Origin of the sequence: Caballeronia sp. GAWG2-1, from assembly GCF_023631405.1 — a bacterium.
Lineage (GTDB): Bacteria > Pseudomonadota > Gammaproteobacteria > Burkholderiales > Burkholderiaceae > Caballeronia.
In genome coordinates, this window is the sequence record NZ_JALQDD010000027.1 from 302,701 (window position 1) to 327,062 (window position 24,362).

General features: G+C 62.3%; 25 protein-coding genes and 2 pseudogenes. 5 read left to right on the forward strand and 22 right to left on the reverse strand.

Annotated elements, in window-relative coordinates; all coding sequences use genetic code 11:
* Window positions 1–3: 3 nt before the first annotated feature.
* The 11 genes from NCR98_RS17820 to NCR98_RS17870 all read right to left on the reverse strand — a co-directional run bounded on the left by NCR98_RS17820 (window position 4) and on the right by NCR98_RS17870 (window position 10,088).
* A complete protein-coding gene (locus NCR98_RS17820) occupies window positions 4–900 on the reverse strand; it encodes a tetratricopeptide repeat protein (protein ID WP_250467339.1) in 897 nt (298 codons plus the stop codon).
* Window positions 897–1,856: a type II secretion system F family protein gene (locus NCR98_RS17825; RefSeq protein WP_244829399.1), complete on the reverse strand. Its 960-nt coding sequence runs from the start codon at window positions 1,854–1,856 to the stop codon at window positions 897–899. The genes NCR98_RS17820 and NCR98_RS17825 overlap by 4 nt, the downstream gene beginning before the upstream one ends.
* Window positions 1,853–2,827, reverse strand: coding sequence for a type II secretion system F family protein (locus NCR98_RS17830; protein WP_244829398.1), 975 nt, complete (start codon window positions 2,825–2,827; stop codon window positions 1,853–1,855). Before NCR98_RS17830 ends, NCR98_RS17825 begins: the two co-directional genes overlap by 4 nt.
* Window positions 2,824–4,233, reverse strand: a complete 1,410-nt coding sequence (locus NCR98_RS17835; protein ID WP_244829397.1) for a TadA family conjugal transfer-associated ATPase — start codon at window positions 4,231–4,233, stop codon at window positions 2,824–2,826. The genes NCR98_RS17830 and NCR98_RS17835 overlap by 4 nt, the downstream gene beginning before the upstream one ends.
* Complete coding sequence (locus NCR98_RS17840; RefSeq protein ID WP_244829396.1) at window positions 4,233–5,453, reverse strand: CpaE/TadZ family protein; 1,221 nt, start codon at window positions 5,451–5,453, stop codon at window positions 4,233–4,235. Before NCR98_RS17840 ends, NCR98_RS17835 begins: the two co-directional genes overlap by 1 nt.
* 24 nt (window positions 5,454–5,477) lie before the next feature.
* The gene (locus tag NCR98_RS17845; RefSeq protein WP_244829395.1) at window positions 5,478–5,858 is read right to left on the reverse strand and encodes a CpaD family pilus assembly lipoprotein; all 381 of its coding nucleotides are present in this window, start codon (window positions 5,856–5,858) and stop codon (window positions 5,478–5,480) included.
* A gap of 10 nt (window positions 5,859–5,868) precedes the next feature.
* Window positions 5,869–7,368, reverse strand: coding sequence for a type II and III secretion system protein family protein (locus NCR98_RS17850; RefSeq protein ID WP_250526833.1), 1,500 nt, complete (start codon window positions 7,366–7,368; stop codon window positions 5,869–5,871).
* A 44-nt stretch (window positions 7,369–7,412) separates the two neighbouring features.
* Window positions 7,413–8,390 carry a Flp pilus assembly protein CpaB gene (gene cpaB, locus NCR98_RS17855; protein WP_244829393.1) on the reverse strand — a complete coding sequence of 326 codons (978 nt, stop codon included), beginning with the start codon at window positions 8,388–8,390 and terminating at the stop codon, window positions 7,413–7,415.
* A gap of 12 nt (window positions 8,391–8,402) precedes the next feature.
* Window positions 8,403–8,912 (reverse strand): A24 family peptidase, encoded by a 510-nt coding sequence (locus NCR98_RS17860; protein WP_250467343.1) that lies wholly within the window; start codon window positions 8,910–8,912, stop codon window positions 8,403–8,405.
* 64 nt (window positions 8,913–8,976) lie between these two features.
* Entirely contained in the window at window positions 8,977–9,153 is a 177-nt protein-coding gene (locus NCR98_RS17865; RefSeq protein WP_244829391.1) for a Flp family type IVb pilin, read from the reverse strand.
* Window positions 9,154–9,650: 497 nt separating this feature from the next.
* On the reverse strand, window positions 9,651–10,088 hold the full coding sequence (locus NCR98_RS17870; RefSeq protein ID WP_244829390.1) for a low affinity iron permease family protein: 438 nt from the start codon (window positions 10,086–10,088) through the stop codon (window positions 9,651–9,653).
* A 47-nt stretch (window positions 10,089–10,135) separates the two neighbouring features.
* Here NCR98_RS17870 and NCR98_RS17875 point away from each other — a divergent pair, with 47 nt between their 5' ends.
* On the forward strand, window positions 10,136–10,720 hold the full coding sequence (locus tag NCR98_RS17875) for a DNA-3-methyladenine glycosylase (protein ID WP_250526834.1): 585 nt from the start codon (window positions 10,136–10,138) through the stop codon (window positions 10,718–10,720).
* A gap of 127 nt (window positions 10,721–10,847) precedes the next feature.
* Entirely contained in the window at window positions 10,848–11,384 is a 537-nt protein-coding gene (locus NCR98_RS17880; RefSeq protein ID WP_250526835.1) for a carboxymuconolactone decarboxylase family protein, read from the forward strand.
* Here the strand turns inward: NCR98_RS17880 and NCR98_RS17885 are convergent.
* The 3 genes and pseudogenes from NCR98_RS17885 to NCR98_RS17895 form a co-directional block, all read right to left on the reverse strand.
* The gene (locus NCR98_RS17885; RefSeq protein WP_244829387.1) at window positions 11,381–12,154 is read right to left on the reverse strand and encodes a slipin family protein; all 774 of its coding nucleotides are present in this window, start codon (window positions 12,152–12,154) and stop codon (window positions 11,381–11,383) included. The two genes, NCR98_RS17880 and NCR98_RS17885, sit on opposite strands and share 4 nt — an antisense overlap.
* A 13-nt stretch (window positions 12,155–12,167) precedes the next feature.
* Window positions 12,168–12,653, reverse strand: a pseudogene (locus tag NCR98_RS17890) (NfeD family protein); the annotation flags it as partial.
* A gap of 108 nt (window positions 12,654–12,761) precedes the next feature.
* Window positions 12,762–13,250 carry a BON domain-containing protein gene (locus NCR98_RS17895; protein WP_250526836.1) on the reverse strand — a complete coding sequence of 163 codons (489 nt, stop codon included), beginning with the start codon at window positions 13,248–13,250 and terminating at the stop codon, window positions 12,762–12,764.
* Between the two features lie 88 nt (window positions 13,251–13,338).
* Here NCR98_RS17895 and NCR98_RS17900 point away from each other — a divergent pair, with 88 nt between their 5' ends.
* The 3 genes from NCR98_RS17900 to NCR98_RS17910 all read left to right on the forward strand — a co-directional run bounded on the left by NCR98_RS17900 (window position 13,339) and on the right by NCR98_RS17910 (window position 15,480).
* Window positions 13,339–13,758 carry a secondary thiamine-phosphate synthase enzyme YjbQ gene (locus tag NCR98_RS17900; protein ID WP_244829385.1) on the forward strand — a complete coding sequence of 140 codons (420 nt, stop codon included), beginning with the start codon at window positions 13,339–13,341 and terminating at the stop codon, window positions 13,756–13,758.
* Between the two features lie 72 nt (window positions 13,759–13,830).
* Window positions 13,831–15,072, forward strand: coding sequence for an aspartate carbamoyltransferase (locus NCR98_RS17905; protein WP_244829687.1), 1,242 nt, complete (start codon window positions 13,831–13,833; stop codon window positions 15,070–15,072).
* A gap of 93 nt (window positions 15,073–15,165) precedes the next feature.
* Window positions 15,166–15,480: a hypothetical protein gene (locus NCR98_RS17910; protein WP_250526837.1), complete on the forward strand. Its 315-nt coding sequence runs from the start codon at window positions 15,166–15,168 to the stop codon at window positions 15,478–15,480.
* Between the two features lie 48 nt (window positions 15,481–15,528).
* Here NCR98_RS17910 and NCR98_RS17915 read toward each other — a convergent pair whose 3' ends face one another.
* The 8 genes and pseudogenes from NCR98_RS17915 to NCR98_RS17950 all read right to left on the reverse strand — a co-directional run bounded on the left by NCR98_RS17915 (window position 15,529) and on the right by NCR98_RS17950 (window position 24,065).
* A complete protein-coding gene (locus NCR98_RS17915; protein ID WP_244829747.1) occupies window positions 15,529–15,711 on the reverse strand; it encodes a hypothetical protein in 183 nt (60 codons plus the stop codon).
* Window positions 15,712–15,733: 22 nt separating this feature from the next.
* Window positions 15,734–16,063 (reverse strand): annotated as a pseudogene (locus NCR98_RS33335) (BrnT family toxin); the annotation flags it as partial.
* 13 nt (window positions 16,064–16,076) lie between these two features.
* Window positions 16,077–16,847, reverse strand: coding sequence for a CDP-diacylglycerol diphosphatase (locus NCR98_RS17925; RefSeq protein WP_250526838.1), 771 nt, complete (start codon window positions 16,845–16,847; stop codon window positions 16,077–16,079).
* Between the two features lie 127 nt (window positions 16,848–16,974).
* Complete coding sequence (gene hydA, locus NCR98_RS17930; protein ID WP_250526839.1) at window positions 16,975–18,453, reverse strand: dihydropyrimidinase; 1,479 nt, start codon at window positions 18,451–18,453, stop codon at window positions 16,975–16,977.
* A gap of 46 nt (window positions 18,454–18,499) precedes the next feature.
* Window positions 18,500–20,011: an NCS1 family nucleobase:cation symporter-1 gene (locus tag NCR98_RS17935; protein WP_250493565.1), complete on the reverse strand. Its 1,512-nt coding sequence runs from the start codon at window positions 20,009–20,011 to the stop codon at window positions 18,500–18,502.
* A 32-nt stretch (window positions 20,012–20,043) separates the two neighbouring features.
* Window positions 20,044–21,330 (reverse strand): NAD-dependent dihydropyrimidine dehydrogenase subunit PreA, encoded by a 1,287-nt coding sequence (gene preA / locus NCR98_RS17940; RefSeq protein WP_250526840.1) that lies wholly within the window; start codon window positions 21,328–21,330, stop codon window positions 20,044–20,046.
* Between the two features lie 38 nt (window positions 21,331–21,368).
* Entirely contained in the window at window positions 21,369–22,691 is a 1,323-nt protein-coding gene (locus NCR98_RS17945) for an NAD(P)-dependent oxidoreductase (protein WP_250526841.1), read from the reverse strand.
* 93 nt (window positions 22,692–22,784) lie between these two features.
* Window positions 22,785–24,065: a Zn-dependent hydrolase gene (locus NCR98_RS17950; protein ID WP_250526842.1), complete on the reverse strand. Its 1,281-nt coding sequence runs from the start codon at window positions 24,063–24,065 to the stop codon at window positions 22,785–22,787.
* Between the last annotated feature and the right edge of the window lie 297 nt (window positions 24,066–24,362).

Consider the following 24,362-nt stretch of genomic DNA (forward strand, 5'->3'; position numbering starts at 1 on the left):
CGCTCACCTGAGGCTCACGGCGGCCACCGCCGGCGCAGCGACGGGCGCCACGCTTGCGTTGGAGCCGCTGGTGGCCGACGCGCCCGAAGTGCCCGAAGTGCCGATACGCTGGCGCTGCAGTTCGTAGAAGCGCAGGTTGTCCTGCACCGACGCCTTCGGCAAATCGCGGCTCAGGATTTCGGCGGCGGCGTCATCGTTGCCGAGCAAACCGTAAGCAAGCGCGAGATCCTGGCGGGCTTGCGGCGGCGCGGCGGGAAAGCGCGTCACGTCGAGCAGCACGTTCGCGCCATCGCGCGGCTTGCCCGCCATGATGAGCGACGTGCCCAGGTTCACGGAAAGCGAGGTATCGCCGGGATTGCGCTTGAGCGCATCGCGCAGCACGGCTTGCGCCGTCGCGTGGTCGCCCTTCATGTCGTACGCGGCGCCGAGACCGGCGGCCGCAAGCGGATCGTCCGGGCTTTCGGCGAGCACATGCCGATACGTCGCGATGGCGTCGTCGAAACGGCGCTGATGAATCGCCACGCGCGCCATGCCGATGAGCGGCGCGGGAGCGTTTCCGTCGATGGCTGCCGCCTTGCTGTAATAGACGCCGGCGCGCGTAAAGTCGCCCACCGAGTAGAGCGTGTTGCCAAGGCCGGTCATGGCTTCGACCGAACGCGGATTCGCCCGCAGGATCTTTTCGTAGATCGTGGTCGCCATGTCCATGTTGCCGGATTCGAGCGCGGATTCGGCGATACGCAATTCGCTCATCGCACCGGGAGCGCCGTCTTGCGAAACGGAGCGCATGCCGGACACCTGATGCGAGGTCGTGGCAGTGGTCGTGCAGCCGCTCGCGACGAGCGCGATGAGCACCGCGCCGGCAAGCACGGGAAGGCGGCGAAGATAGAAGTCGGTCTTCATTTGGTTTTGGCGATAACGTCCAGTAGTTGGAGCACGGCCGGCCCCGCGGCAATCACGACAATGGCCGGGAGAATGAACAGCATCATCGGCACGACCATCTTGGGGGCGAGCTTCGCGGCCTTTTCTTCCAGCGAGACGATATGCTGCAGACGCTCGGTACGCGACAACGTGCGCAGCGCCTGCGTGATCGGCGTGCCGTAGCGCATCGACTGAGTGAGGGTGGAAATGAGCGCGCGGATCGAAGGCAGATCGATGCGCTCCGCGAGCCCGTTCAACGCGCGCGTGCTGTCGCCAGAAAGCTTCAGTTCGTCGGCGGTAAGGGAAAATTCGTCGGAAAGCGGCGGGCAGATGCTTGCGAGTTCGTCGGCCACGCGACGGATCGACACGCCGAGACTATTGCCCGCGTTGGTGCAGATCACGAGCAAGTCGAGCGCGTCGGGCAGCGAGGCGGCCATCGCCCTGCGGCGGCGAGCACCCACGAAATTCAGCAGATATTCCGGAACGATCATGCCGACGATGAACACCATCAGCATCGCCGCGCCGCGCACCGCGGGATACGCGCCGATCATCGGAATATGCGAGCCCAGCATGACCGTGAGCGTCGCACAGATGAGCCCCACGCAGAATTTCGACGCCAGCAGAACCGAGACAGCGAGATTGCTGCGATAACCGCTTCTGATCAGTTCCTTGCGCAGCTTCAGGCGATACTTGGCGTCGAAGAGCGGCAGCTTGTCGCCAATGCGCGCGAGACGGCGCATCACGCGCGCGCGAAAGTTGAGTTCGTCGTCGTTGCCGGTAGCGAGGTCGATGCGCTCGGCATGCGCCGCGAGCCGGGTGCGCTCCGCAATGCGGCCGCGCTGGCCGCCATGGCGCGTCAGCCACCAACCCGCGAGCCCGGCAAAGAGCGCAATCAGCATCAGCAGGTTGATGAGCGTCTGGATCTGTTCCGGGTTCATCGCGAGGTATCCAGCTTCGAAATCTTGTTGATGACCATGAGTCCCATGACGATCGAGATCACGGCGAAGGTCAGGAGCTTGCTGCCGCTGTCGGTGTTGGTGAGCACCTTCATGTAGTCGCGGTTGAGGAAGTACAGGCTGCCGATAATGCAAGCCGGCACCGCCGCCAGAATCTTGGTGGTGATGCGCGCCTCGCCTGTGAGCGCTTTGGTCTTGACGCGAATCTCGCGGCGCGTGCGCACGATGTTCGCCAGGTTTTCGAGCGTCTCGCCGAGCTGACCGCCGGTTTCCCGCTGCAGGAGCAAACACACGCAGAAAAAAGAGAAGTCCGCGATCTCGATCCGCTTGACCGCCACCGTCAGCACTTCCTCGAGGTCTAGACCCACTTGCAGGGAATCGCTCATGATCCTGAACTCGCTCCTGAGCGGCTCGGCGCATTCGTCGGCTGCCGTGGTGATGACGTGCGTGACCGGCACGCCCGCACGCACCGCGCGCACGATCAGATCGATCAGTTCCGGGAAGCCGTTGAGAAAACGGCGGCGAAAGCGCTCCACGAGAAAGTTGTACGCCTTGACCAGCGTGAAGACCGGCAGGAAGACGATCAGAAGCGGCTGGACGAAACTCGGCAGCGGCATGATGTCCACCATGCCGATGGCGAGCAGCTCGCCGAGAATCGCCGCGACGATCACGATTCGCATGCCGTTCTTCCCCGCCACCGTTTTCAGGCGCGAGACCTTGGGCCCGAGAAAGCGCGAGTACACGCTCTCCTGCTTCTTGACCTTGAACAGATTGATCTCGTTCTTGCTGGCGTTCTTTTCGGGCGAACCGTGCATCTCGAACGATTCGCGCATGCGCGTGCGAATGCGCGCATGCGGCTGGTTATTTCGCATGTCCTGCACGATGAAAAACATCATGCCGCCGAGAATTGCAATGACGAACGCGCAGATCGTGACGAGGTTGATCGTGTTCATGGCTGCATCGCCTCGAGCAATGCATCTTCGAGACCGTAGTACTGAGCGCGCTGCGAGAACGCCGGGCGCACCGCCGCCGATTCGTACGCGCCCTTCACTTCCTCGCTGTAGGCGGTTGCGTCGTAGCGGAACGTGAACAAGTCCTGCGTGATGATCACGTCGCCTTCCATGCCCACCAGTTCGGTGATGCGCGTGACGCGGCGCATGCCGTCACGCATCCGCTCGATCTGCACGATCAGGTGCACCGCGCTCGCGATCTGGCGGCGAATGGACAGGAGCGGCAGATTGCCGTTTGCCATCATCACCATACTCTCCAGACGCGTGATGCCGTCGCGCGGCGTGTTCGCGTGGATGGTGGTCATCGAGCCGTCGTGGCCGGTGTTCATGGCCTGCAATACGTCGAACGCTTCGGAGCCGCGCGTTTCGCCGAGAATGATGCGGTCCGGGCGCATCCGCAGCGCATTGCGCACGAGGTCGCGCTGCGTCACGGCGCCGAGACCTTCGGCATTCTCGGGGCGCGTTTCCAGGCTCACGACGTGCGGCTGCACCAGTTGCAGTTCCGCCGCGTCCTCGATCGTCACCGTGCGTTCGCCGTGACCGATGAAGTGCGACAACGCGTTGAGCAGCGTCGTCTTGCCCGAACCCGTACCGCCCGACACGATGACGTTGAGCCGGCACGTGCTCGCGAGTTTGAGCACGGTTGCCATCGCGAGGGACATGTTGCCCTGCTGCGCCATGCGGTGCAGCGTGATGTTGCGCTTCGAAAACTTCCGAATGGAAATCGACGCGCCATGAATCGCGAGCGGCGGGAGCACGACGTTGACCCGGCTGCCGTCCGCGAGACGTGCATCGACCATCGGGCTGCTTTCGTCGACGCGCCGCCCCACGCCCGCCGCAATCCGCTGCGCGACGTTGGTCACGTGCGCGTTGTCGCGGAACTTGCAGTTCGTGAGTTCGAGACGGCCGTGGCGTTCCACATAAACCTGATCGGGACCGTTCACCAGCACGTCGGTGATGCTCTCGTCGGCGAGCAGCGGCTCGATCGGCCCGAGGCCGTACATGTCGTTGAGCAGTTCGCCCACGATCTGCTGCTGCTCGGACATCGTGACGTTGAGACCTTCGCGCTCGGCTATCTCCATCACGAGCTGCTCGATGCCCGGCTTCATCTGCTCGCGCGTCTTGCCGACCACCACCGATGCGTTCATCGAACCGAACACGCCTGCGCGAATCACCTTGAACAGATCCGAGCGCACCAGCGATTCGCTGCTCTCCGCCACGTGCAAGCGCGCGGGCGCGTCCGCCACCGGAATGGCCGGCTCGGCAATACTCGCCTGGTCGGATGCTCCTTCTTGAGCCGGTGCAAATGCAGAATGCGTCGCCCGGGATGCCTGCTTCTGCCCGAACATCAGCCTCTCCTCAGACTGAACTTGCGCAGCAACGAGCGCCCGGCGGCAGCTTGCTGGCCGGTGAGATCGCTCGCAATACGCGTAATAGCCTGATTGAACCCGTTCGGCGTCTTATCTTTGGGCGCTTCGCCAAGGTTTTCGGCGGTGGCGAGCGCCTTGGCTTCGAATTGGATCTCATGCAGAACGGAGCGGCCCACCGCCGACATGAAGTCGTTCGGCTGCACCTTGCCCGCACTCACCGCACTCGGGTTATTGAGCAGGATCGAGGTCGGCGGATTGTTGTCGCGATTCTCGATGTAACGCAAAAGGCGGATCGACTCGCGCGTCGAATGCACGGAACGGTCGGTCACGAGATACGCGCGGGACGCATGGTTTAACGCTTCCTGCGACAACGGCGCGCTCGGATTGCCGATATCGATGATCACATAGTGAAAGCTGTCGCACAGCAGTTCGATCACGCGGGCGAGCGCACCGGGCTTGTACGGCGGCTCGGCGCCGTAGTCGATATCCGCGGTGAGCATGAACAGACGGCTGCCGTTCGCCATCAGCGTGCGCTCGACGTATTGCGGATCGAGACGATGCGCGTTCTCCAGCACGTCCGAAAGACCATTGTTGCTCTGCGTGCCGAGCATGCAGTTGGCGGCGCCGCCGGTCAGGTTCAGATCGACATACGCGACCCGCCGATGCGTGGTGTCTGCCAGATGTCGCGCAAGATTGAGCGCGAGCGTCGTCACGCCGACGCCGCCGCGCGTGCCCGCGAACGCAATGGTCTTGCCCGTGCGCGTGAGCGTCACCGGCGTCACCTTGCCGTCGGCGGTGTTGACGGTGCGCTTGAGCAACTCCACCGTCAGCGGCTTGACGAGATAGTCGTGCACGCCGATCTTGAGCAGGCTGCGAAACAGGCCGACGTCGTTGCGCTCGCCAATGCCGATCACCTGCACCGAAGGCTCGCACACTTCGGCAAGCCGGCCGAGGTCGGACAGAGGCATCGCCGAGTCGTGCAAATCAACCAGCAGAAACTGCGGCGAACGCTCGAGCTTGGTGACATGCGAGATGGCTTCGTCGATACTGCCCACCGCGATATGCGCGTGCGGCATCGCCTGCTCCAGCACGAAGGCTTTCAGAACCTGCTCGGTCTGGCGGTCGGCAACGAAGGCGATGAAGTCCGCGGCCCGCACGGCGGACTTGCCTTTGATCAACGAGAATTCAGTGGTGCTCATGGCGTCGGTGTCTCGAAGGCGCGCTTACTTGCCGTTGCGCGTAGTCGTCGTGGTGTCGAGCGGAATCACTTGACCCGTCTCATAGCGATGCACGGCGCTCGCGGCGACCGCGGCATCGGCGGGGCCGAGCGTCTGCGGATTCACGAGGTCTTGCGGGTTCGCGACCTGCGCCGCGAGGTTGGTGTAGGTGGCACAGCCCCATTGCATCGACGGGCGTCGCACGCCGGAATCGAACAACAGCGAGGCGCGCGTGAGCTTCTCGCAGTCGGGCGGCACGGCAGCGTTGCCGTCGTAACCAATGACGCGTGAATCGGGCATGCTCACGGGCGGCTTGATGAAGCAGCCAGCAAGCGGCAAAGCGAGCGAGCAGGCGGTGAAGAGCGAAATGAAACGTGCGTGGTTCATGGCATCAGGCTCAATAGACGTAGCCGGCCGCGCCGACGAGACGAGGGTTTCCCGGTGCCGATTCGGTGCCCCCAAACATTCGGGCGAAACCATATTCGATGTCGCCGCTCGGCGACACCAGCGACTCGATCGGTGTGCGCAGCTTGGCCGGATCGGTCGGCTCGACGATATACGGCGTCACCATGATCACGAGCTCGGTCTTGTTGTTCTGGTAGTTCGACGAGGAAAACAGCTTGCCGAGCACAGGGATCGAGCCGATGCCGGGTACTTGCGATACGAGGTCGGTCGTATTGCTCTGGAGCAGCCCGCCAATGGCGAAGCTCTGACCGCTCGCCAGTTCGACGGTGGTATCCGCGCGGCGCACCGAAAGGCCCGGCACGGTCACGCCGTTGGTCGTCACGCTTGCCGTCGTGTCGATCTGGCTGACTTCCGGCCGCACTTTCAGGCTGATGCGGCGGTCGTTGAGCACGGTCGGCGTGAAGTCGAGCTTGACGCCGAACTGCTTGAATTCGACCGTGATCGCGCCGTTGATCTGCGACACCGGAATCGGAAACTCGCCGCCCGCGAGGAAGCTCGCCGTCTGGCCCGAAAGCGCGACGAGATTGGGCTCGGCGAGCACCGTGAGCAGGCCTTCCTGATTCAGCGCATCGACTAGCGCGCGGATATCGGTGTTGGCCGTCCGGAACCCGCCGAACAGCGAGTAAGCGTTGTTGGTCGCGAGATTGAGCGGATAGGTCACCGAGCCCGACGAAGTCGTGATGGGCTGGTTGTAGTTGTAGATTTGACGGCCGCTGAAGATGCCGCTATACCAGTTGCCGGCCGCGCTGCCGATAGCCTGCCAGTTGATGCCCCACTGCTGCGTCACGTTGCGGTCCACTTCCGTGATCCGCACACGCAGTTGAATCTGCAAGGGCTTGTCGATGGTCATGCGATTGACGAGCACTTCCTTGTCCGCGAGCATCGGCGTGATGGCCTGCACGACCGTATCCGCCTCGGCGGGATTCTGTGCCTGGCCCGTCAGAATGAGCGAGCCCTGTATGCCGTTCACATCGATATTCGTGTTGGGAAAGCGCGCCTTCAGCATGGCGCGCAACGCGACCATGTCGCGCATCACGACAACGGTCTTTTGAAAGATCGGCTTGTTGTTCGCGCCGAGCGCGTAGACCGTGGTGGAACCGGCCTTCTTGCCGAGCACGAAGACCGCGCGCGGCGACGGCACCTGCACATCCGCGATGCTCGGGTCGGCCACGAACACCGAAACGGCGTCCTCGGGCAGATGAAGCATCGAGCCTTTGCCTGCATCGAGTGCGAGTACGCCCTGGCTTGCCTCCGCGGTAACGGCACCTTTAGACGGCACGGCACCTGCGCCCGGACGAGCCGCGACGTTGATCACCTGAGCGCCGGCGGCATGCGCGAGCGGCGTCAGGCCGAATGCCGCGCACACGAGCGCGAGCAGGCTCGCCGCGGTGGGCAGCATCGGCGTCGATCTCCAACTGAACTGCGTTTTCATGACTATCTTTTCCTTGGTCGCCGGATCACCGCCGGCTTGGGGCATTAGCGCTGGACGGGAAGCGACGGAACGCCGGGCAACGGTGGCGCGTTTTCGGGCGCCCCGCCTGCCGCCTGGGCGACGTTCTGACCATCCGACTTTTCCGAGCCCCGATAAACCATCACGGTGCGCGGCATGGGCGGCGCGGCGGCCACGCCAGGCGCGCTCTGCGGCGCGCGGCTTGCGTGCGGCAACGAGCGAACGGCGCGCGAGATGTCGCCGGCCCAGATTGGCGGACGTTCGGTCGACGTCGCGCTGGCTGCCGCGGCGGCGGCGGCCGGATCGCGACTGGCAGTAGCAAACGAGCGCAAGGCGAGCGAGAGACTGCCGAGGCGCGCGGCAACCGCCACGACTTCGCCCATGCGCGGCGTCACTTCGAGCGTGACGGTGCGCGCGCGCGCGCTCATATCGGGTACATCGCTGCTGGCTTTCGGGCGCTTGATTTCTGAACCGACGGCCAGTACGCGCACATGTTCGACCACCGTTTCGCTCGACACCGCGAGGTCCGGCGAATCGGTGCGGCGGTCCATCTGCTGCGTGAGGATCAGGTCGATGTAGTCGCCCGGCTGGATCAGGCCGGCATTGCCGGAGACATCGTCGACGGCTACGGAGACGGCGCGCATCTCGGGCTTGAGCGTCGCGGCGAGAAAGCCCGGCGCGTTCGGCAGAATCACGTCGTCGGCGACGAGTACCGCGCCGCTTTCGACCGGATGGCGCAACAGCGCACCCTTGAGTTCCGGCGCGTTCTGCGCGCCCGACACGACGGCATTGACCGGCACTTCGTTGGCCGGCATCGGTTTCCAGGTGATGTCCTCGTCACGCAGAAGCAAGCCCTGCGGCAAGGCGGCTGCACTGACCAGCACCTTCTCCGTGTTGACGGTGGGCGCGGACGGCTTGCTCGCGCTTGCCACCACCACACGCACGACCAGAGCGATGAGCAGGGCGCCGACGAGAAGAACGGCGAACTTGATGAAGTTGGACATGTGAGTGCCGGCCTAATGCGTCATTAACAAGGGAAGCGCGGCCGGCAGCACGATCACAAGACCGCCGCCGAGCGCCAGCGCCACGCCGTAAGGCACGCCGCGCGCGCCGGAGAACATCGCCAGCGCGCGCATGGGCGACGATGTCTGATCGGCCTTCATGTTGCGGGTGGCGAGACTGACGAGGGACACCACGGTCCCGATCAGCGAGATGAGCGTGAGAGCCGGCAGCGACAGACTGACGCCAGCCCAGAGAAAGATGACGGCCGCGAGTTTCGCATCGCCTCCGCCGAGCATCTTTGCGGCGAAAAGCGCGGCGCAGACCGCGAACACGACACACGCGAGTATCAGATGCGCGATGATCTCGTCGAGCGACAGCTTTCGCAGCAACGCATCGACAAAGAAGAGCGAGCCGATCGCAAGCACGATCCCGGTCGGCAGGCGACGCGCACGGACATCGATGACGGCGAGCACCAAGAGCGCGCACAGCACGATGAGACGGATGGCAAGGGATGCGAGCAGCACGATGGACCGGATACCGAGTGAAAGAAAGGGGGAGATCCGCGAGACGCGGATCTCGAATGCGTCGTTACTTCTGGGCGGCGGTGACTTTGGTGTTGAGGTACGTGAACCAGCCCGAAACGCTGGTGCTGAACGTGCCTGCCACGGCGACGAGCGCCACGCCGACGATCCCAGCCAGAATCGCGTATTCCATCGCGCTGACGCCACGTTCGTCGCGGATGAATTTCTTGAAAAACTTGGTCATTTTGGTCATTCCTTGTTTTTGCATTGAGTAGGTAGGTGCGGCCCGGCATTAGGGGTACCGGGTACAGCAATCCTAGCTAGAGCCACAAGGAATTACTTCGCCATTTAGAGGCCGGAAATGGCCTTAATTCGACGTTTTAAAATGAATGAACTAGACCGCTGTCGGCAAACAACGCTAAAACTTTATAGAGAGAAATTTTTCTTTTAGCGTGTTTAAAGCGTGTCTTGACAGCGAGCGCGCGACTCTTCGTGTCTTTGTATTTTTTTCAGAAAACGTTTGCCAAGCGTACAGGCTCCGCCTTTACATGCAGGGCTTCGACGACGTTCGAGGCCGCCGCCGCGACCGATGCCGCTTAATATTCAAGCATCGCTAAAACCGGATATCGCGCTGTAAGGTTAATGCTACAACCATTAATACCTGCTTGTCACGCGCTTTAGCACGTTCTGCAAACTTTTTGTTTAACCTTAAGCGCGACTGTCATCGGGCGCAATATCCCACTATTTCTTTTCCTTGCGTCGGGCATCGTTCGGGAAAATCGGCATGTCGATATCCTTGCTCGCCGAGCGCAAGTCGTCACGCGCTTCCTCCGCCAGTTTTGCATAGCGCTTACGAAAAATGGCCAGGTCTTTCTCGTCGAGTTCTTCGAGGTCGAGTAAAGCGTTATGCGCGTTGTCCACTGCACGGATCAATTCATCGAGCTTGATCTGCATGGCGGCCGTATCGCGGTTCTGGGTGTTCTGGATGAGGAACACCATGAGAAACGTGACGATGGTCGTCGACGTGTTGATGACAAGCTGCCATGTGTCGCTGAAGTGAAAGATCGGCCCGGAGACGGCCCACACGATCACCAGAACGACCGCAATGATGAACGTCGACGCATGTCCCGCCACGCGCGAGAGACCATTCGAGAATTTGAGGAACCAGGAAGACTTCATGTGAGCATCTCTCCGTCGTTATCTTGTGCGCGGTTAGAATACCTTCTGTGAAAGCCAAGCCCACACTCCATTCTGCTATCGACTTCAATGCCGCGTCGGACATCGTGGCGCGGCGGCTGATCGGCGCCATCGTCACTTTCGAGGGCGTCGGTGGACGTATCGTCGAAACCGAAGCATACGACCGCGAAGATCCCGCTTCGCATACTTTCTCGGGTCTCACGCCGCGCAATGCGGTCATGTTCGGACCGTCCGCTCATGCTTATGTCTATCGATCCTATGGCATCCACTGGTGTCTGAACTTCGTTTGCCGCGAAGAAGGTCATGGCGCCGGCGTGCTGATTCGCGCCATCGAGCCGCTTGTCGGACTCGATCTCATGCGCGAACGACGCGGGCTCGAACCCATCAAGCTGCTTTGTTCCGGTCCGGGCCGCCTAGCGCAAGCCCTGGGCATCACGCATAAGCAGAACGGCATGTCGCTGCTCGAAGCGCCGTTCTGCGTCGAAGCACCGGACGATGCAGTCGATATCGTGAGCGGGCCGCGCATCGGCATTTCCAAGGCAATGGACGTGCCCTGGCGCTTCGGCCTCGCCGGGTCGAGGTTCGTGAGCAAACCCTTTCCATCCTCTTCTTGAAACATCATCCACTCGATTGAGACGCGCGAGCATCTTTCCGAGCCTGGAGAGCATTCACGCGATTCCCGCAAAGACATACAGTGCATCCATGCCACGACACATGGCAATCAACCAAAAGGAGCACACCATGTCCCGCATTTCCAAAGTCGATGTGAACGAAGCCACGGGCGACGCCGCCGAACTCTTCGCCAAGATCAAGAAGGCCGCAGGCCGCGTACCCAATGCGTATGCAACCGTCGGCACGCATAGTCCCGGCGCGCTCGCGGCATCGCTCGCCAATGACGCGACGCTCGCTAAAAGCAGTTTGAGCAAAGCCGATATCGAAGCCGTGAAGCTCGCCGTTAGCGGACAGGCAGGTTGTGATTATTGTGAAGCCGCGCACACGGTCGTCGGCAAGCTGGCCGGTCTCACGCAGGAAGAAACGAAGCAGATTCGCGCGGGTACCGCCACCGGCAACGATAAACGCGATGCGCTCGTGCGTTTCGTGCGCGAAGCCACCGGTTCACGCGGCACGGTGAAAGCCGAAGTGCTCGATGCCGTGCGCGCGGCAGGTTACAGCGACGCGCAAGTGATCGACGCGCTCTTCGCCGCGAGCGTCATCAACTTCACGAATCTCTTCAATCGCGTGAACGACACCACGCTGGACTTCCCCGCGCTGGTTTAACTCTCGCGGCCACCCTTGCCGATCTTGTCGAGCACCGCGCTCACGATATCGATCGGTATGGGGAAGACGATCGTGGTGCTCTTGTCGCTGGCGATCGTCGTCAACGTCTGCAAGTAGCGCAGTTGCATGGCTTGCGGCGCCTGCGCCAGCATCTGAGCCGCTTGCAGAAGTTTCTCGGATGCCTGCAACTCCCCTTCCGCATGAATGATCTTCGCGCGGCGCTCGCGCTCGGCTTCGGCCTGGCGCGCGATGGCGCGGATCATCGTCTCGGCGATATCCACGTCCTTGATCTCGACATTCGATACCTTGATGCCCCAGGCATCGGTCTGTGCATCGAGCACGCGCTGAATGTCGCTGTTCAGGCGCTCGCGTTCCGAAAGCAGATCGTCGAGTTCATGCTTGCCGAGTATCGCGCGCAAGGTGGTCTGCGCGAGCTGACTCGTGGCTTCCAGAAAACGCGCGACCTGGATCACCGCTTTCTCCGGGTCGACGACGCGAAAGTACACCACCGCATTCACCTTTACCGAGATGTTGTCGCGCGTGATGACATCCTGCGGCGGCACGTCGAAGACGACGGTGCGCAGGTCCATCCGCACTACTTGCTGCACCGCCGGAATGATCAGCACGAGCCCCGGCCCCTTCACTTTCCAGAAGCGGCCGAGCGTGAACACGACGCCGCGTTCGTACTCGCGAAAAATGCGCACCGACGAAAGCACGAGAATGATGACGAGCGCAATGACAATGCCGCCAAACCCAAAAGTAAGCCCCATTTTTAATGCCTCGTTAGTGTTGATGCGATTGCCGGTCGCGCTCCAGCGCTTCGACCATGAGCGTCAGTCCGTGCCGCGACAGCACACGCACGAGCGCGCCCTCGCCTGGAAGTTCTCGCGAAGAAGCCGTCTGCACGCGCCAGCGTTCACCGTGCACACGCGCCCAGCCACTTGCGGGCGCGGCGCCGGTTGCATCGAGCATCACGCCGATACTGCCTGGCATCGCTTCGCTGCCGCTCACCACGGGCCGCTTGCGCGCCTTCAAGGCGACGCTCGACACGCCGAACACGAAGAGCGCGGCCACGATAGCGAACCCCGTCAAGAGGCTCAAGGGCATGCCGAAGGCAGGCACTCCGCTATTGACGAGCATGAGCGCGCCGGTCGAAAACACAATGATTCCGCCGATGCCGAGCGCGCCGAAGGTCGGCAGGAACATTTCCGCGACGAGTAAGCCGAGCCCCAGCACGACGAGACCCAGACCGGCGGAGTCGAGTGGCAAGAACGTGGCCATCAGCGACATATGACTGAGCCACTCGCAAAGATGGGTTTTCATGGGCGACGACCGCCGGGGACGATGCTGCTTTCAGCTTACGCGCGAATTGCGCGCTCAGGGCTGCGTTGTCGTCCGGTCGATGATCTTTTCGACATCGGCGGTCTCGCCTAATTCCGATACGAAGCGCGCTTTGTCGAAATCGCGCGTGACGCAGCCGTCGAGATAGATGAAGCGGCGCTGGATCGTAAGCCACAGGCTGGTGTGCTCGCGCCACTGCAGCGACGCGTTGAGCGCGTTGAGGCGGCGCGTCGTGCTCTCGGCGATTTCCCGGTCGTACGCGTAGCTGTTCGAGAGGCGGCAGCGTCCCGCGATCCAGCAGCTATTGCCGCGCTCGATGCGGTAATGCGCTTCGTCGCGCCATTCCTGTTCGGTTTCGACGGGACCGCGCGGGGTCGGGCAATTCGCGATTGCTTTCGATACTTGCATGAACGGGTCGTCACCGCGATTGACGCGTGCTTCATCGGCGAGTGCCGCAAGCGTGACGGGCAGCAGGCACGCCAACGCGGTCAGATAGCGCCATCCGGGCGGGACTTTCGATGTCATCGCTCTTTGCTCCCTTGCCCAAAGCATAGCCGGTAGACTGACAGAAGCATCTTCCCGCATCTTTCGCATCTTTTCGAACGGGACCGACATGAAACAGGCACTTCAACATCTGACGGTTGCAACCGGCTCGCGCGGTTTGCACGAAGTCACGCGCGCCATCGACCGCTGGGTCGATCATCAGGATATCCGCACCGGCTTGCTGACCATCTTCTGCAGACACACGTCCGCGTCGCTCTTGATTCAGGAGAACGCCGATCCCGACGTGCGCACGGACCTCGAACGCTATTTCGAAACCGTCGCGCCCGAAGCGCCGGGCCGCTATGTCCACGACGCCGAAGGTCCCGACGACATGCCCGCGCATCTGCGCACCGCGCTCACCACCGTCCAGCTCTCGATTCCGGTCGAAGCGGGCCGCATGGTGCTCGGCACGTGGCAAGGCATATACGTATTCGAGCACCGCACGGCATCGCATGATCGCGAACTGGTGTTGCATCTGATCGGCGAGTGACCTAATATACGCTCCGCGTACATTCAAGGAGCGACGACCGTGAGCCAGCAACAGACCGTGCTTCGCGACGCCATGCGGCGTCTGAACATGACCCGCGATGCCTTCGCGGCCCGCATCGGCGTTTCGCGGCGTGCGCTGGACACATGGCTTCTGCCGGACGAGTCGCCGGAATCGCGCGCCATGCCGGAGATCGCCGCGCGCTATGTCGGCGAGATTCTGGACGGCATGCCCGAGGGTGGAACATCTACGCAAAGCGTATATCCGTCGATTGCATACGAAGGCCGCCCGCAGCTCGTCTCCATCGATCAGTTCTCGCGTGAATCGGCCGAAGCGCTCTTTCGCACAGCGGACATGATGCAGCCCATCGCGCGGCGCCGCAAAATCACGCGCGTGCTGGAGGGCGCGGTGCTGGCGAACCTGTTCTTCGAGGCGAGCACACGTACCCGTGTGAGTTTCGGCTCGGCGTTCTGTCGGCTCGGTGGCTCGGTGGTCGACACGACCGGCTTCACATTCTCGTCGATGGCGAAGGGCGAATCCATCTACGACACGAGCCGCGTGATCAGCGGCTATGCGGACGCTATCGTCGTGCGGCATCCCGAGCAAGGCTCCGTCGCGGAGTTCGCGCGTGCGACCAACATTCCCGTGATCAACGCGGGCGACGGCCCCGGCGAGCATCCGAGCCAGGCGCTGCTCGACCTCTACACGATCCAGCGCGAGTTTTCGCGGCTCGGGAAAATAGTCGATGGCGCGCATATCGCGATGGTCGGCGACCTCAAATATGGCCGCACCGTCCATTCGCTTGCCAAGCTGCTCTCGCTTTACAAGGGCCTCAAGTTCACGCTGATTTCGCCGGGTTCGCTGGAAATGCCGGCGCATATCATCGAGCGCATCGCGCGAGGCGATCATGTCATCGAACAGACGAGCGATCTGCGCGCGGGTCTTGCGGGCGCGGATGTCGTCTATGCCACGCGCATTCAGAAAGAGCGTTTCGCGGACGAGTCCATCGAAGGCTATACGCCGGACTTCCAGATCAACCAGGCGCTCGTGAACGAAGCCTGCGGACGCGACACGCTCATCATGCATCCGCTGCCGCGCGACAGCCGTCCCGGCGCGAACGATCTCGCCACCGACCTGAATCACGATCCGCGTCTTGCCATCTTCCGGCAAACCGACAACGGCATTGCAGTCCGCATGGCGATCTTTGCCGTTCTGCTAGGCGTTGAGCATCAGGTGCGGCATTCCATGCGCGACGCGACGTGGAAATCGCCGGCTTCCATCGGCCCGGACGACGCGGTTTTTCAGGGCTTCGATTAATGAGATTTTTACGCGCCGCATCTGTTTCCTGATACGGCGTTGACAAGGCCCCGCGTATGCTTATATCAAGAAAAGACGCGATGGAGCCCGATCATGGATATGACACTTGCGCAGTTTGCCGGCCATCACGGCGGCGCTTATCAGCGGTTGCGGATCATGGCGCGCGCCCGCATGGCGAACGACGATGCATCTTGCGAGCGCATCCGCCAGTTGTTTCACTCGCCTCTCGGCGTATATGTCAGTCAGGCGCAGCGCGAAGGATGCGCGCTAAGGCTCGAATTCGATGTAGCGAGCGAAGACCTTGCGTTCACATTACGCACTTTGCGACGGGTCATGCCGGAAGCGCGGGTCGAAGGCGTCGGTCCGCGAGTGTTCGCGCATCGGGTGATAAGCCGTGAAGCGCATTGACCCGTTGCTGCGCGACTGACTGGGGAAGTCAGTCGCATACGCAGGACGTCAACGCGGCGGCGCAATCTGCTCGGCGGGTGACTCACTCGGCAGACGATCCGCCCACGGTTTCATCTGTGCGAACCACTCGTCTGAAGGGACGAAGGTGTCGGGGTCCATCTGAATGCCCCGTTCGATCTCCGCCTCCTCTTCCGGCGTATTGCGGTAAAACCTGTACGATGCTTCGCTCATATCTCTCATTCTCCCGGTTATTGGCGCGACGCAAGCTGATGATTCGCAATGCGCCGCCTCGCTGCGTGAACACCACGCAATGTACTTTCCCTTCTATCGGCACGAAGCCGACCTCGCGTACCTCGCCGTAGTCGCGACGAGCGTCTGCGTGACACATCACCTCTCGCCACGCGATTTCCCGCGTACGTTCCAGCGACATGCCATGACGATTGACGTTCGCCGCGTCCTTCTGCGGATCGAACAAGATGTCGATGTGCATTATCGTGACTACATGAAAGAAGTTTGACAAGAGGCGTTCAAGCGGCGTCACAAAATTTTTCTTCGTGATCCGAATGAAACAGCCTGCCGTCATTCTTGCTCTTTCGTCACGGTTTCTCTATAGACCGATCGGCTAACGCGCACGTGTGATCCTGCAGTTCTTCCGACGAAGCCCAGTCACCCGGTTGCACATGATCGTTGAGAAGAAAGAACCCGGGCTTGCCATCGGGCAACCATGCGCCGGCCAGCAATAGCGTCTGGTCGCCCATCGTTTGTCCGCGACGCGCCGCGTAAGGCGCGAGCAGCGCAAAAGGATCGGTATGCGTAAGATCCGCGTCGTCGATCCGCATGGCGTCGTACCGATGCCCGCGCAAGCGCACCGGCAACGGCGCCCATTCGCGGCCGATGCCCGGCCCGACTTCGCGCAACGTCTGCGCGACGTCGGACGCGAGGCAGTCGATATGAATATGCAACTGGTTCTGCGTGCGCCCGCTTGCCGAGTTGATTGCAAGCGACACTTGATCGCGTGGCAAGGAGCGGCGAAGTTTGTCATCGACATAACGGCGCGCTTGCCATGCGTCGCGCCAATAATTCGGCGTCTGCGGCTCCAGTATCAAGGGACTTTCGATGCCGCTCACACGCGCCGTCGGAATCAACAGATATTGCGCGACGCCCACGATATCCTTCAACACCGCGTAGCCGCCCGCGAGATTGACGTCGGCGCATTTCTGCCTGACCGGCGCGCCCTCGGCGGCGGGCTCGCAATAGTCGTGGACGATTTCCCACAGCGCGTTCGGATTCGCCGCGCGCGCAGTGGAAAGCGTCGTGCAGAAGGCCGTCGTGACAGCGAGAAGGCAAAGCTTGTGGAGATTTCGCATGGGCATGATTCGGGCAGCGCTGGATAAGAGGACAGCGTGCCGGATTATGCTTGCAAGCGTGTGAACATGCTTCGGATGTGACCAAGCCCCGTGCAGCGTCGAGCCACACGAGGCCGGTTCGAACCACTCAGGCGGCCTTCATCGCCTTATCCCCCGCGCGCTCCACCGGATGCTGCTCCTTCAGCTTGTTCTGCACGCGCGCCGCCTCGAAGTACGACGAATTTGGCGGACGCTTCAGGTATTGACCCGCGCCGCGTACCGCGCGCAAATCGCCATCGGTCCAGGCGAGTTCGCCGCGCGTGAGCGTATGCGTGGCCACGCCTTGCACCGTCATGCCCTCGAACACATTGAAATCCACCTTCTGATGATGCGTCTTTACGGAAATGGTCCGCGTCGCCGCCGGGTCCCACACGACGAGGTCCGCATCCGAACCCACCTGCACCGCGCCCTTCCTCGGATACAGATTGAAGATCTGCGCCGCGTTGGTCGATGTCACGCGCACGAACTCGTTCGGCGTGAGACGCCCCATGTTCACGCCGTGATGCCACAACACCGACATCCGGTCTTCCACGCCGCCGCAGCCGTTTGGAATCTTCGTGAAGTCCTCTCGCCCCATGGCCTTTTGCGATGCACAGAACACGCAATGATCCGTCGCCGTCGTGTGAAGCTGCCCGGACTGCAGCCCGCGCCACAGCGCCTCGCGATGCTCGCTCGTGCGAAACGGCGGGCTCATCACGTGCGCGGCGGCACGCGTCCAGTCGGGATCGCGATACACCGATTCGTCGATCACGAGATGCCCCGGCAGCACTTCGCCGAACACACGCAGGCCATCGTTGCGAGCACGCGCGATGACATCGACGGCATCTTTCGCCGATACATGCACGATATAGATAGGCACGCCGAGCACCTGCGCGATGCGAATCGCGCGATTGGCCGCCTCGCCCTCCACTTCAGGCGGGCGCGAAAGCGGATGCGCCTCCGGTCCCGTGAAGCCCTTCGCAAGCAGTTGCTTCTGCAACTGGAACACGAGCTCGCCGTTTTCCGCATGCACGGTCGGCAGCGCGCCGAGTTCGAGCGAGCGCGTGAAGCTGTTCACGAGCACTTCGTCATCGGCCATGATCGCGTTCTTGTAGGCCATGAAATGCTTGAAGCTGGAGACGCCGTGCTCATGCACGAGCAGGCCCATGTCGCGATGCACCGATTCGTCCCACCACGTCACCGCGACGTGAAAGCCATAATCCGCCGATGCCTTCTCGGCCCAGCCGCGCCACTCCTTGAACGCTGCCATGAGCGGTTGCTTCGGGCTCGGAATCACGAAATCGATGATGCTCGTCGTGCCGCCCGACAAGCCCGCCGCCGTGCCGGTATAGAAGTCGTCGCTGGCGGTCGTGCCCATGAAAGGCAGTTCCATGTGCGTGTGCGGATCGATCCCGCCGGGCATCACGTACTGTCCGCCCGCGTCGACGATCTTCGTGCCCGCCGGTGCTTCGAGATCCGGCCCGATCGCCAGGATCGTGCCGCCGGACGCGGCGTCGGCGCACAAGACATCTGCGCGATAGCTGCGTTCCGGATCGATGATGGTGCCGCCGCGAATCAGGGTTGGCATTGTCTTCTCCTTGCGAATCTTGTACTTCGAAAATTCCTTCGGACGCTCATGCGCTCAGAACCCCGGCTTGCGGGCTGCCACGCAGCTTCATCCACGAACCATACACGAGCGCGGCCAGCACGAGCCCGACGAACCAGGCATACGTATAAAGCATGTTGAAGAACGCCGGCACGTTCGGGAACGACGCGGGGAACGCCGTATGCAGGAAGCCCGGCAAATTGGGCAGCACGCCGACGAGCAGCGCCACGACCGCCGCGATATTCCAGCCGCCGCTATACGAATATTCGCCGTGTTCATCGAAAAGTTCGCGGTGATCGAGCCGGGTGCCGCGAATCAGGAAGTAATCGACCATCAGAATGCCCGCGACGGGCCCGAGCAACGCCGAGTAACCGACGAGCCAGGTAAAGATATAACCCTGCGTGGTGGCGAGAATCTTCCACGGCATCATGACGATGGCGATCGTCGCCGTGATCATGCCGCCCGCGCGATACGAAATGCCCTTTGGCCAGAGACTCGAAAAATCGTAAGCCGGACCGACGAGATTGGCCGCGAGATTGCAGCACATGGTGTCGAGCGTGAGGATGACGAGCGCAACGCCCACGCCGATGCCCGTCATGCGGCTCGTCAGGTCGATCGGGTCCCAGATCGCCTTGCCGTAGATCACGACGGTCGCCGATGTCACCACCACCGAAATCACGGACAACAAGGCCATCGGCGCAGGCAGACCGATGGACTGCCCGATCACCTGATCGCGCTGCGAGCGGGCGAAGCGCGTGAAGTCGGGAATGTTCAGCGCGAGCGTCGCCCAGAAGCCGACCATCGCGGTGAGACCCGGCCAGAACGTCGCCCAGAAGAGTCCTTCCTTCTTGCCACCCGCGACGAACTGCGACGGCGCCGACAACATGTTGCCGATGCCGCCCGCCTTGCTCGTCGCCCACCAGACGAGCGCGATGCACATCAGCACCTTGATCGGCGCGGACCAGCTTTCGAGCCAGCGGATCGAATCGGTACCATGCACGATGAAGTAAATCTGCAGCGCCCAGAACACGAGGAAGCACGCAAGCTGTCCGGCAGAGATGTCGAGAAGCGGCAGCGCCGCGCCGTGCAGCGCGTTGCCCGTGAGAATGTTGAGCAGCGTGTAGATCGCGCTGCCGCCAAGCCACGTCTGGATGCCATACCAGCCGCATGCGACGACGGCCCGCAACAGCGCCGGTAACTTCGCGCCCTGCGTGCCGAACGACGAGCGCACCAGCACCGCGTAAGGAATGCCGTGCTTCGCCCCCGCGTGACCTATCAGGAGCATCGGCACGAGCACGATCAGGTTGCCGAGCAACACCGTCACCACCGCCTGCCACGGCGACATGCCCTGCTCGGTGAGCCCCGCCGCGAGCATGTAGGACGCGATGTTCATCACCATGCCAACCCACAGCGCCGCGAAGTGATACCACTTCCACGTGCGCTGCGCGGGACCCGTTGGCGCGAGGTCGTCGTTATACAGGCTGCTCGCCTGCAAGTTGGCCGCGAAATTCGGATCGACAGATTGCGCTGTCTGCTTCATCGGACGAACTCCTGTTGATCGTTGCAATGACTTCAGGCGGCTTTGGCGGCTTCTTCCGCATCGACACGCGCCGGATTGTTCGGATGCGTGGTCCAGTTCGCGTACTCGCCGGCATCGACGCGTTCCATCGTGATGCATTGCTCGACCGGGCATACGTGCATGCACAGATTGCAGCCGACGCACTCGGCATCGACGACTTCGAAGTGACGCTTGCCGTCCTTCTCCCTGAGAATGGCCTGATGCGACGTGTCCTCGCACGCAATATGGCACAGCCCGCACTTGATGCACTTGTCCTGATCGATGCGCGCCTTGATGTCGTACTTGAGATTGAGGTACTTCCAGTCCGTCACGTTCTGCACCGCGCGCCCGCGAATGTCGTCGAGCGTGGCGTAGCCTTTTTCGTCCATCCAGTTCGAGAGGCCGTCAGCAAGATCGGAGACGATGCGAAACCCGTAGTGCATCGCCGCCGTGCACACCTGCACGCTGCCCGCGCCGAGCACCATGAATTCGGCGGCGTCGCGCCAGGTGGAGATTCCGCCGATGCCCGAGATCGGCAAATCGGGCGTTTCGGGGTCGCGCGCGATCTCGGCGACCATGTTGAGCGCAATCGGCTTCACGGCCGGGCCGCAGTAGCCGCCGTGCGTGCCTTTGCCGTCGACGGTGGGCATCGGCGCCATCTGGTCGAGGTCGACGGAGACGATCGAATTGATGGTGTTGATGAGCGACACGCCATCCGCGCCGCCCTTGAACGCCGCGCGCGACCCCATGCGAATGTCGCTGATATTCGGCGTGAGCTTCACGAGACACGGCAACTGCGTGCCTTCCTTCACCCAGCGCGTGACCATCTCGACATACTCCGGCACTTGCCCGACCGCCGCGCCCATGCCGCGCTCGCTCATGCCATGCGGACAGCCGAAGTTGAGTTCGACCGCATCCGCGCCGGTGTCTTCCACCTGCGTGAGAATCCACTTCCAGTCTTTCTCGTTGCACGGCACCATCAACGAGACGATCAGCGCGCGGTCCGGCCAGTCGCGCTTCACTTGCGCGATCTCTTTCAGGTTGATGTCGAGCGGGCGGTCGGTGATCAGCTCGATGTTGTTCAGCCCCGCCATGCGTTGCCCGTTCCATTGCACGGCGCCATAACGCGAACTGACGTTGACCACATGCGGGTCGAGTCCGAGCGTCTTCCATACGACGCCGCCCCAGCCCGCTTCGAACGCGCGGTTGACGTTATACGCTTTGTCGGTCGGCGGCGCCGATGCAAGCCAGAACGGATTCGGCGATGTAATGCCAGCGATAGTGCAGCGAAGATCGGCCATGTTTTTATCGGCTCCGTATCGAATGCGTTGCGGGGTTTTTACGCGGCCTTGATCGCCGTGAGTTCGAAAGACGCGCCAATGGACGCCGCCGCGAGCTTGCCGTCCTGCACGGCCTGCACGGTGAGATCGAGTCCTTCGTGGGTCGCGCAGTCGCCGCCGGCCCAGACTTTGGCGAGCGTTGTCTGACGGTTCTCGTCGGTGACGATGCGCCCGCCGTCGAGACTCAACAATTCCCGGTCGATACCCACCGGCACGAGCGTCTGCCCGATGGCCTTCAGCACCATGTCCGCTTCGATGATCAAGCGCTCGCCCGCGCGGTCGAACTCCACGCCCGTGACGTGTCCGTCCGCGCCGATCAGACGCACGGGGTTCGCATGCGTCACGATGGTCACGTTGTTGTTCTGCGCGAACTCCTGTTCCGCCCAGGTCGCGCCCATGTTCTCGACGCCGCGCCGGTACGCCATGGTCACCGAGGTCGCGCCGAGCTTGCGGCTTTGCACGGCGGCATCGACAGCCGTATTGCCGCCGCCGATCACCACCACACGCCGCCCGACCGGCACGCTCGCGAGGTCATCGGCCTGACGCACTTGCTCGATGAAATCCACCGCGTTCATCACGCCTTCGAGCGACTCGCCTTCCAGCGCCAGCTCACGCACACCCGCCAGACCGAAGCCGATGAACACCGCGTCGTATTGCTTGCGCAGTTCGTCGAGCGTCACATCGCGGCCGAGCGCCACGCCCGTTTTGATTTCGATACCGCCGATCGAATGCAGCCATTCGATCTCGCGTTGCGCGAAGTCTTCCACCGTCTTGTACGCCGCGATGCCGTATTCGTTGAGACCGCCGGGTTTGGCGCGCGCATCGAAAATGATCGCCTGATGGCCGGCCAGCGCGAGGCGATACGCACACGCAAGTCCCGCCGGTCCCGCGCCGACGATCGCGATTCGTCGTCCCGTTTCCGGCGCGCGCTTGAACAAGGGTTCGCCGCGTGCCATCGCCGAATCGGTTGCATGGCGCTGCAGAGCGCCGATTCGCACCGGCTCGTCACCCGGATGGTTTCGAACGCAACTACCTTCGCACAGTATCTCGGTCGGACACACCCGCGAGCACATGCCGCCGAGCGGATTGGCCGAGAGAATATCGACGGCCGCGCCTTTGAGATTGCCGTGACTGATCTTGCGGATGAAGCTCGGAATATCGATCTGCGTCGGACAAGCCTGCACGCATGGCGCGTCATAACAGTAATGACAGCGGCTTGCCGCGGCGGCGGCGGCAGTCGCATCGAGCAAGGGCGCGACATCCGAAAACTCGCATGCGAGTTGTTCCTGCGTGAGCCTGTGGCCCGCAATCTTCATGGTCATACGCGTTCCTTCTTCGATATGAGGACGTAGCGATTCCCGCCGTTCGCGCGGGACGACGCGAACGGTGCTTTGGAAAAAATCGACGAATAGCCGTTAAGAGACGGGTTCCGACGCGCGCTCGAGCATGGCGTGCAAAAGCACGTTCGCGCCCGCTTCGATCCATTCCTGCGAGGCGTCTTCTACTTCGTTATGGCTGATGCCGTCGACGCAAGGCACGAATACCATCGACGTCGGCGCGACTTGCGAGAGGTAGCACGCGTCGTGGCCCGCGCCCGACACCATGTCGCGATGCGAATAGCCGAAGCGTTTGGCTGCCGCGCGCACGGAGTCGACGCACGCGGCATCGAACTTGACGGGTTCGTAGTAAAAGATCTGCTCGAGTTCGGTCGAAAGGCCGATGCCGCCCGCAATGCGCTCGACGCCTTCGCGCAGCGCGGCGTCCATCTTCGCGAGCACGGTGTCGTCGGGATGACGGAAGTCCACGGTGAAGAACACGCGGCCCGGAATCACGTTGCGAGAGTTCGGATAGACCTGCATCATGCCGACCGTGGCGCAGGCGAGCGGCGCGTGATCCAGTCCGATGCGGTTGACGAGATCCACCACGCGCGATGCGCCGAGCAACGCGTCTTTGCGGCGCGGCATGGGCGTCGGGCCCGCATGCGCTTCCTGACCCGTCAGCGTAATCTCGTACCAGCGCTGGCCCTGCGCATCGGTGACGACGCCGATGGTTTTGTCCTCGGCTTCGAGAATCGGGCCCTGCTCGATATGCAATTCGAACGCCGCGTGCAGCTTGCGGCCGCCGCACGGAACGCCGCCTGCATAACCAATACGTTCGAGTTCTTCGCCGATGGTCTTGCCATCGACGTCCTTGCGCGACAACCCGTAATCGAGCGAGAACACGCCTGCGAATACGCCCGATGCGACCATCGCCGGCGCAAAGCGGGAGCCTTCTTCGTTGGTCCAGATGACGACCTCGACGGGATGCTCCGTCTCGATCCCATGATCGTTGAGCGTGCGGATGACTTCGAGGCCGCCGAGCACGCCGTAGATGCCGTCGAAGCGGCCGCCAGTCGGCTGCGAATCGGCGTGAGAGCCCGTCATGACGGGCAGCGCGTCGGGATGACGGCCCGCGCGACGCATGAACACGTTGCCCATCTGGTCGACGCTCACCGTGCAGCCCGCTTCCCTCGCCCAACTCACGATGAGATCGCGCCCTTGCTTGTCCAGATCGGTCAGCGCGAGCCGGCAGACACCGCCTTTGGGCGTTGCGCCGATCTTCGCCATCGACATCAGGCTGTCCCACAGACGTTGACCGTTGACCTTGATGGACGTGTCGAGACCAGCCTCTCTCATTGCATCCGTAACCGCGTTCATGCGCCTCGCTCCTAACGATGAACTTCGTATGTCGGGGACTGCTTTTCGGCATCCGGCGCGCGGCGGGTGCAGACTTGCACGCACGCGGTGCATGCTTTTACTTGTACGATCGATGCTGCATTCGAGCCATTCGGTTTCGCTTCAAATCCTGTCCGACTGGACAGGTTGTAGCCGATTAAAATAAGCAAATCAACGTCTTTCGTGTTGAAGCGAACAGAGCGAGAAGCGTGCCATTGCGCTGCAGCATCACTTGGTCGAACTTGCTGAGGCATGCAGAATTGAGAACAGCGCGGCATG